A 12931-nucleotide genomic window follows, 5' to 3' on the forward strand; every position below is an offset into this window, starting at 1 on the left:
CTCACCCCGTCGCAATTGACGCCTTATCGGAAAGAAATGGGCTTTCTTCGGGGAGTTGCGCACACGCCGGGATCGGATCGGCCCGGAGGGTGGTCATCGGGCTCTGTTGCGCAGGGTCGTGAGCAGGTACGCGCACAGCAGAGCCGTCAGCGACAACGTCATTGCGCCACCGACCGGTTGGGCAATCACACGTGCCGCGGCGGCCAGATAGCGCTCTCCACCGAAGGGCCACTGCACCAGGAGCAGCTCGCGCAGCCGCATCGAGAATCCGGCCGCCGTCCGCACGGACGCGCTCTCCACGGCCTTCTGTACGACGGGCAGGACGACGACGGGCATGGCGACCACCGCCGCCATCCCGGCCGTGGTGGAGCGGAAGACACCGGCTGCCAGCACACCGGTCCAGGCGCAGCCGACCACGAGGCCGATCCAACTCGCGCTCAGCGAAAGCCAGTCCCCGGGAACCTGTGCGACCTCCCGTCCGTAGACGAGATAGAGCGCTTCGGCGTCGCAGCCCACCGTGAGAAAGGCCAGCATCAGCGCGGTGAGAGCGGCGACGAGGAGCTTGGCGGTGAGCACCCCCAGCCTTCGGGGCACGGTGCCGCGGTCCGCGGCCAGGGCGGGGTGGCGGAATTCGTCTCCGAAGGCCAGCGCGCCGAGCAGTCCCGCGCCGAGCGCCGCAGGCGGCAGCGGAAGCTCCGTGGGCCACGCGGCCAGCAGCCGTGCCTGCGCGGTGTGACCCGCGCGGGCCAGGAGCAGGGCGGTGAGGGCGGAGACGATCAGCACGGCGGCACCGGTGGTGAATCCGGTGCCGATCCCGGTGGCTCGACGAAGTTCGTAGCGGAGCGGACGCAGGGGGCTGGGGGCCGAGCGGACGGAGATGGGAGGCGGCAGGGCGGGCAGGGTGTGGACATCGCGAGACACGAAGGGGCGGACGGGGCGCTGGGCCGAGGACACGACGGACGCGGCCGAGGAACGGGAGGCGGCGGGGTGGGCACCCGCGGCGGCACCGTCGGCGGTGCCGGCTTCTCCGGGCCGCCGGAGTTCGTCGACGATCGCGCCTGCGGAGACGGCCGGTCCACTCGCGCCGCGCCTGTCGGGGACGGTCGGAGACACCGTCGCGTCCGGGGCGTCCGGGGCGTCCGCGGCTCGGACTACGGCGACGGACGCCGCGACAGCGGACGGCGAGCCGCCGTCGGAAGCCGGGATGCCGTCGCGAGGCACCGCGTCGACCGGCCGGTACGGCGCCGGGGGCGGCAGCGGGGCATCGTCGGGGCCGCACGGCGCGTCGGCGGTTCCCGTGCGCCGGGAATCGCCGACGCGCCGTGCGTCTTCCGGGACCTCCGCACGTTCCGTGCCCGGCTCGAAGGAGGCGGCGAGGGTGACCGGTTCCGCGTCCGTGGGGCCCCGGCCTGCTTGCGCCGAGGAGCCCGGCCTCGCCTCGGGGTGCGCCCCCTGCTGGTCCTCCGCCCCTGCTCCCGGCCCCATGTCGCCTGTCTCGTCGGCGAGTTGGTGGACCAGGATGTCGTGCCGGAATGCCGTCTCGCCGACCTGCGCACAGCTACTGCCGTACACCGAGAGCCGGTTGCCGTCCTCCTGCACGACCTCGACGGAGCGTTGCGCGGCTCGCGCCTCCCTGGCGAGCAGGGCTGCCAGGCGGGCGGCATGCGGGCTGCGGACGGCCACCCGGGGTCGCAGCCGGGTGCGGGCGAAGTCGGTGGCCTCCTGGTCGGCGACCAGTGTGCCCCGCTCCAGGGTGATGACCCGGTCGGCGGTGCGGGCGGCCTCCTTGGGATCGGCCGTGGTCGTCAGGACGGTACCGCCCTGGTCCGCGTGGGCGCGCAGCATGCCGTACAGCCAGCGGTTCTCGCGCCCGGAAAGCCCGTCGGCCGGATCGTCGAGGACGAGGGTGTGCGGGTCCGCGAGAAGAGCGCAGGCCAGGCCCAGCCGCCGGTCCACGCCGCGGGACAGGGTGCCCAGGCGTTCGTCGCGCAGACTGACCAGGCCGACCACCTCGAGCACTTCGTCGGCCCGCCGCACCGGAACCCCGGCGGCCGCGCACAACATGCGCAGGTGGCCCCGGACCGTGCGGGCCGGGTGCCCCGGCACATCGCCGAGGAGGACGCCGACCTCGCGCGAGGGGTGGGCGATGCGGTGCAGCGGACGGCCCCGGAAGTAGGCGAGCCCGCGGCCCTGTTGGAGTTCGAGCATCAGTCTCAGCGCCGTGGTCTTGCCCGCGCCCGGCGCTCCGAGCAGCACGGTGACGCGGCCCGCGCGCGCCTCGAAGGAGACGTCGTCGACGGCGGGCGGAAGCGCCTTGCGGGAGTTGCTGGTCAGTCCGAAGGCCTGGATCACCCGTAGCAAGATAGCGCGGTATATCCCTTTTTTCCGTTCACCGCACGGTGGCACCGTGCGGACGTTGCCCAGCCTCGACCGACCGTCCCGAACCCCTCCCGCGCCTGTGGGCCGGCACGGTGGGCCTGCGTCACACCTCGGGACGCAGCATCGGCGGATTGAGCAAGGTGGCGCCGCCCGCCCGGAACAGCTGGGCCGGGCGGCCGCCCTGCCGGGTGGTGGTGCCACCGGTGGGCACCAGGAAGCCGGGGGTGCCGGTCACCTTGCGGTGGAAGTTCCGCGGGTCGAGGGCCACGCCCCACACCGCCTCGTAGACCCGGCGGAGCTCGCCGACCGTGAATTCGGTGGGGCAGAACGCGGTCGCCAGGGACGAGTACTCGATCTTGGAACGGGCCCGCTCCACGCCGTCCGCGAGGATCTGGGCGTGGTCGAAGGCAAGGGGTGCGACCGGTTCCCCGTCCCGCCCGTAACCGCCGTGCTGAAGCAGTTCCTCGACCGGCGCCCAACGCGCGTTGCTGGCGTCTCCGCCCGCTCGCGGCGCCGGCAGGTCCGGTGCGAGCGCCAGGTGCGCGACGCTGACGACGCGCATCCTGGGGTCACGCTTGGGGTCGCCGTACGTGGCGAGCTGCTCCAAGTGGGCACCGTTGTCGTACGCCGGGGCCGAGGGGTCGTGGGCACGGAGTCCCGTCTCCTCGGCCAGTTCGCGCGCCGCGGCCTGGGTGAGGTCCTCGTCGGCCCGTACGAAGCCGCCCGGGAGCGCCCACCACCCCTGGAACGGCGCCTCACCCCTGCGCACCGCCAGCGCGCACAGGGCATGGCGGCGCACGGTCAGCACGACCAGGTCCACGGTGACGGCGAAGGGCGGAAAGGCTGACGGGTCGTAGGGCATGCGGCGATCATAGTCGTCTTCCTGACGATAAACACTCCCTTCGTCGGCCGCTTGTATGGCTGATCCACTTCGGTACCGCACGGCCGTCGTCATCCACCCGGGCCGGTGTCCGGAGCTGCGTCGTACGAGGTCACACTCCCAATTGGAGGCCGTCGGCCGCTTCCTCCACCATGGCGAGACCGAGCCGACTGACCCGTACGGAGAAGGGGGCGCCGGCGACCCGCAGCCCGGTCAGGCCGATCTCCCCCAGGGGCGCGCCGCGCAGGGGGCGCAGCGTGACGGTTCCGGCCGGGGCGTCGGGCCGGACGCCGGCCAGGGTGGTCAGCAACAGGACACCTGCCGCCGCCGCGGTGGCCGCGGGACGACAGGCGGCCGGATGGGGAAGCGGGGCTGTCCCGTCACCGCGTCGCTCCCCCGCGTACATCTCCGGGAGGCGGTGCCCGAAGGCCTCGGCCGCCGTCAGTACGCCTCGCAGCAGCTCGGCGCCCTCCTTCTCGTAGCCCGCGACGGCCAGCCCGGCGACGGCGATCGCCGTTTCGTGGACCCGGACGGCACCGCTGCGGTGGCCGAAGGGGTTGTAGCCGATCTCCTTCGCGCCGAGACCGCGGAGCCCCCAGCCGGAGTTCATGACGGGGCTGGCGAGCAGCCGGGCCAGTTGTTCGGTCTGCACCCGGTCCAGCAGCCCGGGAGCGTGGGCGCCGCCGCCCAGCAACCCGGTGTCGAGCAGGTGGACGGCCGTCGCGCAGAGGTGGGGCAGCGGCCGCCCGTCCGGGGTACGGGCGGCCGCGGGCCGGCCGCCTCCGGGGTCGTCGATCCAGAAGTCCCGCCGGAAGGTGGCGCGCAGCTTCCGGGCCCACTCCCGGAGCCAGTCCCCGCCCGGTCTGCCGCAGGCGTCGAGCAGGTCGGCGCCGAGCAGCGCGGCCCGGTGGGCGTGGGCCTGTGTCTCGCAGCGGACGGGACCACCGGGCTGGGGATCGCTCAGGTAGGGCCCCTCGCCGACCGTGGTGCGCAGCCAGGTCAGGCAGCGCTCGGCCGCCGGGAGCAGTTCCTCCGTCTCGGGGTCGGGCAGGCCCCATCGGCGCGCCTCCGCGAGGAGCACCGGGAAGAGCAGCGTGGCCTCGGTGCCCGTGCATCCCGGCGGAAGGTGCGCGCCCGCGTCGCGACGGGGGCCGGGGATCATGCCGCACCGTGGCCCCGGAGCCGTGATCTGTGTACGGGCCAGGGTGCGCAGCGTGCCGGCGGCGAGGCGGGTCCCGAGGGGCAGTGTCATGCGGGCCGCGGCAAGCGCGTCCGCCGGTGCCAGGCCGCAGCGCCACGGCGCCCCTGCCGCGAGGTGGGTGTCCGCGGGATGCGCGGGGTCTCGCACCAACAGGGCCTGAAGATCCGCGACGCTCGTCGCCAGGAGCGCCCGGACGCGTGGATCGTCGCCCGTCGCCTGCGCCGTGGCCAACGGGCTCGTGGCCGCACGCCCCACGGCTCGGACCGGTCCCGCACCGTCCAGGCGGACCCTCAACTCCACACGGACGGTTCCGCCGGGAGGCACCTCGAAGTCCCAGCGCAGCAGTCCCGCTGAGGCGATCGCGTCGGCCGGGGGCGGGTCTGCCGTGACGCTCGAGGCCCCGGCGGCACAGGACCACCGCAGGCCGGAATCGTGGACGGTGGCGGCGAGTTCGGGCCCCACGGTCCCTGACGCGATCGCCCCCAGGTCGGCCAGATCGGTGCCGAGCGCCACCTCGACTGGGAGGCGCAGGGGTCGGGCGGTGGCACTGTGCAGCGTGATCAGTTCCGTGCCGTCCGCGGAGCGGGTCCGCTCGACGACGATGTCCGGGTCCGGACCGCCGTGTGGTGTGACACGGAGCGTGCCGACGAATCGGGCCCGGTCGGCCGAGGTCATCCGGGCCTGGACCGCCAGCGGTTCACGTCCCGCCACTCGCACCTGGCAACGGGACAGGATGCGCCGGCCCGCCCGGTAGAACCCCTCCAGCCCATGTCCCGTCAGCTGCCCCTGATCCGTCGAGATGGCGAGGCCCGGCAGGGCGACGCAGATCATCGCCGTGTGGGCGGGAGGCAGGCCGACCGAGCGAGGAGGGGCCGGCGTCCCCGGCGGAGGTCCGGCGCCTCTGGACGAGGGCGACGGCGGGCGACGCGATGTGCCGGCCGACGGGAGGGCGGACGTGCCACGGACGCCCGGTCCGGTGGACAGGCGCGGGCCTCCCGCCGGCCCGATGGGCGGAGGGAGTGGTGAGGTGCGCCGGCCCTCGCCGGGAAGTCCGGCCCGTTGCGGACCCGGCCCGTCCGCGAGCGGTGGGTCGGTGCCCGCGCCGGGGAACGGCGTCGAGGTGTCGTAGCTGGAGCGTTCGTCGGCGGCTGAGGGCGGAGTCGGCTGATGCATGCGGTGACTTCTTCTGCTCTCTGTGCGCCTCGGGCATGGTCGAGGCCGGGTGGACGGCTCCGGCAGGGCGGGTGCGCTGCGGCGGCCCGCCCCGTGCAGGCGTTCCGCCACTCAGGTGAACGGGGCGGGACTCCCCCAGGTCACGCCCCTGGGCCGCAGGCCCCACCGAATGGCCGCCGGATCCGGACAGGCGGGGCCGGCTTCGGAGCCTGCTGATCCGACTTCAAGGCCAGGCCAGGGCTGCTTGGGCGGGGTGTCCGGCCACAGGCGTTCACCGGGCAGGGCAGTCCGTTGACCCGGCCTCGGTCGTCGCCGGCCCGCCCACGCGGCAGCACCGCCCTTCACCGCGGCGGCAGAACGGGCGTCACCCCTGCCCCGTCGTGTCGTCGCTGTCGGACCGCAGGCCTTCCGACCCTTCCGGGCGGTTTTCGCGATGCCGCGTGGAGGCCTTCCCCACAGGGCGGGTTCGGGATCCTCCTCGGCTCGGCGCGGCAGGGCGCGTGGCGTGCGGCCTCGGTGTGTGAGCGCGAAGCTCGTGCGCTCCCGGCGTGCGGGGCTCCGGTTCCTGGCCGCCTTCCGCTCCGGCCGCAGCCTGTGCGTGGACCGCGCCGACACCGGTGGGGCGGACACGGCGACGCCTGCGAGCAGTCGTGGGGGCGGGTACGGGCACAGATTCTGACGCGCACGTGGCTGGAGCGTGCGGGAGTGCGCCGGAGGTGCGGCCCTTCACTTCGCCGGGCCGGTCCTCGTGCTCGGCTTCGCCGGGCCGGTCCTCGTGGTCGGCTTCGCCGGGCCGGTCCTCGTGCTGTGCTTCGCCGGAGCCGTCCGCGTCATTCGGCTCGCTGGAGCGGTCTTCCTCGCCGGAGCGGCCGCCCGACTCGGGGCAGCCTTCCTCACCGGGGCGATTCTCCGCGTCTGGACACCGTAGGACGGTGGGCGCCTCTCCCCGCTCTGTTCCGCCCCGGCCTGCGGGGAACCCCGTCCCGCCGGGGTCCTGTGGGCCTTCGGAGCCCTCGGAGTCTTCGGAGCCCTCGGCCACAGCAGTCTCGCCAGGCGTCTCCACTGTCGTGGGCAGCCCGCGTCCCTCGCGCTCGGCGCGCAGACAGCGTCGTACCGACTCGGGGTCGAGGCCCTCGTTGCAGGCCTGGTGCAGAAGGCGGGCGAACAGATAGTCCGGGTCCGCGCCCAGTGCCATGGCGAGGGCCTCCCTTGCCTCGAGTTCGTCGCCGGTGGACCAGGCGACCCAGCCCGCGAGGGTGAGGGGCGCCGCGGCGTGCTCGCCGTACGGTCCGACGCAGCGCCGTGCCAGGGCCCGCCAGAGACGCAGGGCGGGGGCCGCCTCGTCGCCCTCCATCCACCCCGCGGCCCGGTCACGCGTCACCCGGTCCTGGAGGCCGAGAATCAAAGCTGCGGCCTCGTCGAATCCGAGCAGTTCGTCGTCTCGGCGGTCCGCCAGGAGAGCACCCGGCACGACAGGCGCCTCGGCGAGGCGGCGCACAACCCGCCCGGCCAGGTCCAGCGTCTCCTCGGCCACCGCCGCGCGACTCTCCTCGTCGAGGATCCTCGGGACGAGCGCCATGCCTGCGGTGTCCAGGGCGATCTCCTGCTCCAGTGCGGCACCGGTCTCCAGGGGCAGCAGTCGGGCACGCAACTCGCGCAGGGTGCCCCGGACCTGGATGCCCGCGTAGGTCGCGGCCGCGGCCAGCACGGAGGTGCCGGGCAGGCCCATCGCCACCCCTTCGACCGGACAGCAGCCCTTGCCGCCGCAGCAGTACGACCAGAAACGGCCGTCGGCGATACAGAGCGCCTCGATCACGGGGACGTCGAGACGGCCGCACTCGAGACGCAGTCGGTGGGCCAGCGGTTGGAGCCGTTCCATGACCTGACGGCCCGTCTCCCCCTTCCCCGGCTCCTGGCAGAGGTAGGCGACCATGCTCGCGGGACGGGTGCCCCGGCGTTCGCTGCCCTTCACGAGCCCTTGCGTCAACTGCTGGGCGACGGCTCCCCAGTCGTCCGGGTTCGCGGGAATGCCGAGCCGCGCCCGGCCGCCGAACCGGCCTCGTCCGCCGCGGTCGTGCAGGGCGACCAGGACGATGCTGTCCTCCGGTCGGTACCCGAGCAGGTAGGGGAGGGCGTCGGCCAGCTCCGCCGGAGTCCGCAGGGTGACCTGGTGGTCGGCGGGGCTTGCGCCGTACCCGATGTCTCCCTCGAACACCGTGTGGCCGGCACAGGCCGGGTGCTCACGTCCGTCCCGTCCGGTGATGTCGCCGTTTTCGGAGGATCCAGTGGTTTCGCTGTGATTCGTCATGCGCCGACGATCTCGCGGATCATGAGGTTCCGCTTGACCTGTGGATAAGTCCGATCAGGGGCACGTCAGACATCCGGAGCGGAAGGGCCGCGGCACGGCCGGGCAGCGCCCTGCCCCCTCCCGTCACCGGCCGGATTGTCAGCGCCGTCCTGTTGTATGGGGGCATGGAGCACACGAACAACGCGGATCTCCGGGCCGACGCCGACACCGTCCTCGCCCGCCTCGTCGGCGACGCCACGGGCGTGGCCCGGCTGCGCGAGGACCAGTGGCGGGCGATCGAGGCGCTGGTCGCGGACCGGCGCCGGGCCCTGGTGGTGCAGCGGACCGGGTGGGGCAAGTCCGCCGTCTATTTCGTGGCGACCTCGCTGCTCCGAGCCCGCGGTTCCGGCCCCACCGTGATCGTCTCTCCGCTGCTCGCCCTGATGCGCAACCAGGTCGACGCCGCGGCCCGGGCCGGTATCCACGCACGGACCATCAACTCCTCGAACACCGAGGAGTGGGCCACCGTGCAGGCCGAGATCGCCGCCGGCGAGGTCGACGTCCTGCTGGTCAGTCCGGAGCGGCTCAACAACCCTGATTTCCGTGACGAGGTGCTGCCCGCGCTGGCCGCCGCGACCGGACTGCTCGTGGTCGACGAGGCCCACTGCATCTCCGACTGGGGCCACGACTTCCGCCCGGACTACCGCAGGCTGCGGACCATGCTCACCGATCTCCCGCCGGGCGTACCGGTGCTCGCGACCACCGCGACCGCCAATGCGCGCGTGACGTCCGATGTCGCCGAACAGCTCGGCACCGGCGGCACCTCGGACGCCCTGGTGCTGCGCGGCCCGCTGGACCGCGAGAGCCTCAGCCTGAACGTGCTGCGGCTGCCCGACGCCGCACACCGGATGGCGTGGCTCGCCGATCACTTCGACGACCTGCCCGGCTCCGGAATCGTCTACACGCTCACCGTCGCCGCCGCGGAGGAGGTCACCGCCTTCCTCCGCCAGCGCGGCCACATCGTCGCCTCGTACACCGGACGCACGGAGAACGCCGACCGGCAGCAGGCCGAGGAGGACCTGCTGGCCAACAAGGTCAAGGCACTGGTCGCCACCTCCGCGCTCGGCATGGGCTTCGACAAGCCCGACCTCGGATTCGTCGTGCACCTGGGCTCGCCCTCCTCCCCCATCGCCTACTACCAGCAGGTGGGCCGCGCCGGTCGCGGTGTGGAGCACGCGGAGGTGCTCCTGCTGCCGGGGAAGGAGGACGAGGCGATCTGGGAGTACTTCGCGTCGCTGGCCTTCCCGTCGGAGGAACTGGTGCGCCGCACCCTGGATGTCCTCGCGCGCGCGGAGCGGCCTGTGTCGCTGCCCGCTCTGGAGCCCTTGGTGGAGCTGCGCCGCTCCCGCCTGGAGACCATGCTCAAGGTCCTCGACGTGGACGGGGCGGTCAAGCGGGTCAAGGGCGGCTGGCTCGCGACCGGGCAGCCGTGGAGGTACGAGACCGAGCGGTACGAGTGGGTCGCCCGGCAGCGCAAGGCCGAGCAGGAGGCGATGCGGCAGTACGCGTCGACGACGGACTGCCGGATGGAGTTCCTGCAGCGTCAGCTCGATGACGAAGGCGCCAAGCCCTGCGGCCGCTGCGACAACTGCGCGGGGGCACGTTACACCGCCGAGACGTCCACGGCCGCGCTGGACGCCGCGCGAGTGGACCTGGGCCGCGCGGGCGTCGAGGTGGAGCCCCGCCGGATGTGGCCGACCGGCCTCCCGACGATCGGCGTGGAGCTCAAGGGGCGCATTCCGGCCGGTGAACAGGCTTCGACCGGGCGTGCGTTGGGGCGCCTCTCCGACATCGGCTGGGGCAACCGGCTGCGCCCGATGTTCACTGCCCAGGCTTCCGACGAGCCGGTTCCGGACGATGTGGCGAGGGCCGTGGTGGGGGTGCTGGCCGACTGGGCGAAGGGACCCGGCGGCTGGGCCTCCGCGGTGGCCGACGCCTCACCGCGCCCGGTCGGCGTGGTCACCATCGCCTCCCGCACCCGACCGCGGTTGATCCACTCTCTGGGTGCGCGCATCGCCGAAGTCGGCCGACTGCCGCTCCTGGGCTCGGTGGAGTACACCACTGACGCCTCGCCGATCTCCCGGAGCAACAGCGCCCAACGCCTCAAGGCGCTCCACGGCATGCTGGAGGTGCCGCCCGCACTCGCCGCCGCGCTCGCCGAGGCCTCAGGGCCCGTTCTGCTCGTCGACGACTACACCGAGACGGGCTGGACCCTCGCGGTCGCGGCCCGGATGCTGCGTCGCGCGGGCGCGCAGGGGGTGTTGCCCCTGGTACTGGCCGTGCAAGGCTGACCACGGGTTGCGACCGGCGAAGCCCGTCCCGAGCGCCCCCGACCGCCTGCCGGTGAGGTCTCGGCATCGGCGTGCCGATGTGGTTGTCTGTCGAATCCGCCGCCACGGAGGCACTCACAGACCGTGAGCTGTCGGCTCACGTGTCCTTCCGAGAATCACTGGGTAAGGATATAAGTCACTCATCGTCACATAACGGTCGGTGGCCCCAATTGCTCGTTGCCGCATCCCAGTTCGCCAGGAAGAATTGAGTTCCGCTCCCCGCACGGCTCGCCCGTAGTCCGGTTGGGCTTTGCTGCGGCGTGCGCTCCCCCGAATCCGACCCGCCCGCTGTGTGGGCCGTAGCCGAAGGGAGGATCGTGACCTTCGGATTCGCTCCGTCCTCGGCGGCATCGCTGTCGACGTCCACGTCCGCCACCTCCGCCACCCGCTTGCTCGAACCCGCCGAGTGGGCAGCGGCCGGCATCCCGCTGCTGCGCAACCCACGGGAGGTCGTCAGCGGACTGCACTCGCGGCACCGGCCACGGCCGGCCACCGCGATCGTGGCGGTGCTCGACCCGGACGAACGGGTGCGGGCCAGCGCCTCGTTCACCCGGCGCCAGGCATCGTCCGACGGCTGGATGTTCCGCAACGCCCTGCTCGCCCAGCTGCGCCGGGTCATCCCGCACGACCTGCGGCTGCGCACGCCCGTACGCACCGCCGTGCTGCTCTACTGCCGGGACGGCGACGCGCGCTGGACGGAAGAGGACGGGGCGTGGATGTGGGGTCTGCGTGACGCCTGCACGTTGCACGGGTTGCGCTGTGGGGCGTACATCACTCTCACCCGGGACGGGTGGCAGGTCCTCGGCGAGGGCCGCGGAGGCCGTCGGCCCCACGCCGATTCGACTCCGGAACCCTTCGCCCTGTCCGAGGCCCCACCGCCGCTGCCCCGAACCGGCGGCGCCGCCTCGGAGGTACTCCGTCGCGCGGCAGCCCGCTGAGAGGCGGCCGGGCGGCCAACAGAGCCCGCAAGCACGTCGGCCCCCGGGAGGCGCAAACCTCCCGGGGGCCCACCTGCATCGTCGCGCGGCGAGACCTGGGCCGTCCGACACGCACAAGGCCGTGCCGACGGCACACACACCACAGAGGCGCCGCACAAGCGGCGCCTCTGTGACCCCGGCGCCTGACGGCCTACCGGAGCCGGCTCAGACGCCCGCGCCCAGCGCGGCGTTGATCTGCTGCGGATCGCCACAGACGATCAGCAGGCCGGCCGCCCGAGCGCGGGCCAGCGGCAGAACGGTGGCGGCCACGGTGTCGGGTCCGCCGTTGACGGCGACCACGACGACGGGACGCGCGCCCGCCCGGTCCAGCACTGCGGCATCGGCGTAGAAGACGTCGTCTCCCGCGTCGTGCTGCGCCCAGTAGGGCGCCTCGCCGAAGGACAGTTCATGGGTGGCCCAGGGGTGCTGCTCGCCGGTGGTGACCACCAGCACTTCCCCCGGAGTGCGACCCGAGTCCAGGAGGAGGTCCACGGCCTCCTCGGCGGCGTCCAGCGCCCCCTCGGCCGAGGCCGGGATCAACTGGACCTGAGGAGTCACCGAAGCGGGCGCGGCGACGGCAGGGGCGGCCGGGGCCGAGGGCCCGGGCTTGGCGGCCGTGTCACGCGGCGCGCGTTGCGCCGGTGGCGTGGGCCGGACGGGTCCGGGACGACCGGGACGCGACGGAGCCGCGGGACGGGGTCCGGGTACGGGTCGAGGGGTCGGCGCTGTGCGGCCACTGGCCGGAGTGGCGCGGGGACCCTGGGCACTCTCGTGAATCTGAGGCTCCTGGGGAATGAGAGGCATGAGCTGTTATTTATCAAACGTTGGCGCTGCAAGCGCCAGCGGGTGGCACATCAGTGCGATCGGAATCGTCAGAAGTCGAAGCCGAGTTGACCTTCGACTCCCGGAACGCTCCCGTTCGCCCAGGTACGGGCCTTCTTGAGGTGCCGCCACTGGGGCAGCGCATCAAGATACGCCCACGACAACCGGTGGAACGGAGTGGGTCCCCGCTCCTCCAGTGCGGCCTTGTGCACGGGCGACGGATACCCGGCATTGTCCACAAAACCGAAGTCTGCATGGTCGATACCCAGTTCGGCCATCATTTTGTCGCGCTGGACCTTGGCGATCACCGAGGCCGCCGCGACCGCCACACAGGACTGGTCGCCCTTGATCACCGTACGGACCCGCCACGGGGCGCCGAGGTAGTCGTGCTTCCCGTCGAGGATCACCGCGTCCGGGCGGATCGGGAGGGCATCCAGGGCCCGCCCGGCGGCGAGCCGGAGCGCGGCGGTCATCCCCAGGTCGTCGATCTCCTCCGGGGAGGCGTGACCCAAGGCGTGCGAGGTCACCCACGTCAGCAGCTCCTGCGAGAGCTCGTTACGCCGCTTGACGGTGAGGAGCTTGGAATCGGTGAGGCCTACGGGGGGTCGACGGAGTCCGGTGACGGCCGCGCAGACGGTGACGGGTCCGGCCCAGGCACCGCGGCCCACCTCGTCGACACCGGCAATGACCTTCGCTCCGGTCGTGGCGCGGAGGGAGCGCTCGACGGTGTGAGTGGGTGGTTCGTACGGCATGGCGCCCTTAGATTACGCCGCCGGGATCCCGCCGCGACACCCCGGTCGGCACCGGGCCCCCGCCGACCGG

Annotated in this window: 8 protein-coding genes; 2 read left to right on the forward strand and 6 right to left on the reverse strand. The window is 73.2% G+C overall.

The window, feature by feature from the left end; all coding sequences use genetic code 11:
- Nucleotides 1-93: 93 nt before the first annotated feature.
- From OG933_RS12435 to OG933_RS12450, 4 genes are all read right to left on the reverse strand, one after another.
- The gene (locus OG933_RS12435; RefSeq protein ID WP_405627087.1) at nucleotides 94-2352 is read right to left on the reverse strand and encodes an ATP-binding cassette domain-containing protein; all 2259 of its coding nucleotides are present in this window, start codon (nucleotides 2350-2352) and stop codon (nucleotides 94-96) included.
- Between the two features lie 130 nt (nucleotides 2353-2482).
- Nucleotides 2483-3241 (reverse strand): NUDIX hydrolase, encoded by a 759-nt coding sequence (locus tag OG933_RS12440; RefSeq protein ID WP_362527789.1) that lies wholly within the window; start codon nucleotides 3239-3241, stop codon nucleotides 2483-2485.
- A 130-nt stretch (nucleotides 3242-3371) separates the two neighbouring features.
- On the reverse strand, nucleotides 3372-5291 hold the full coding sequence (locus OG933_RS12445; protein ID WP_405627089.1) for a glycogen debranching N-terminal domain-containing protein: 1920 nt from the start codon (nucleotides 5289-5291) through the stop codon (nucleotides 3372-3374).
- Between the two features lie 706 nt (nucleotides 5292-5997).
- A complete protein-coding gene (locus OG933_RS12450) occupies nucleotides 5998-7941 on the reverse strand; it encodes a DUF4192 family protein (protein WP_405627091.1) in 1944 nt (647 codons plus the stop codon).
- A 164-nt stretch (nucleotides 7942-8105) separates the two neighbouring features.
- On the opposite strand from OG933_RS12450, the gene OG933_RS12455 reads away from it, so the two are divergent.
- Entirely contained in the window at nucleotides 8106-10271 is a 2166-nt protein-coding gene (locus OG933_RS12455; RefSeq protein WP_405627092.1) for a RecQ family ATP-dependent DNA helicase, read from the forward strand.
- Nucleotides 10272-10627: 356 nt separating this feature from the next.
- The gene (locus OG933_RS12460) at nucleotides 10628-11248 is read left to right on the forward strand and encodes a hypothetical protein (protein WP_020125086.1); all 621 of its coding nucleotides are present in this window, start codon (nucleotides 10628-10630) and stop codon (nucleotides 11246-11248) included.
- Between the two features lie 204 nt (nucleotides 11249-11452).
- Here OG933_RS12460 and OG933_RS12465 read toward each other — a convergent pair whose 3' ends face one another.
- Complete coding sequence (locus tag OG933_RS12465) at nucleotides 11453-12091, reverse strand: hypothetical protein (protein WP_362527796.1); 639 nt, start codon at nucleotides 12089-12091, stop codon at nucleotides 11453-11455.
- A gap of 68 nt (nucleotides 12092-12159) precedes the next feature.
- A complete protein-coding gene (locus OG933_RS12470) occupies nucleotides 12160-12861 on the reverse strand; it encodes a ribonuclease HII (protein ID WP_405627094.1) in 702 nt (233 codons plus the stop codon).
- Nucleotides 12862-12931: the final 70 nt, after the last annotated feature.

The organism is Streptomyces sp. NBC_00016 (genome assembly GCF_045040885.1).
Lineage (GTDB): Bacteria > Actinomycetota > Actinomycetes > Streptomycetales > Streptomycetaceae > Streptomyces > Streptomyces coriariae.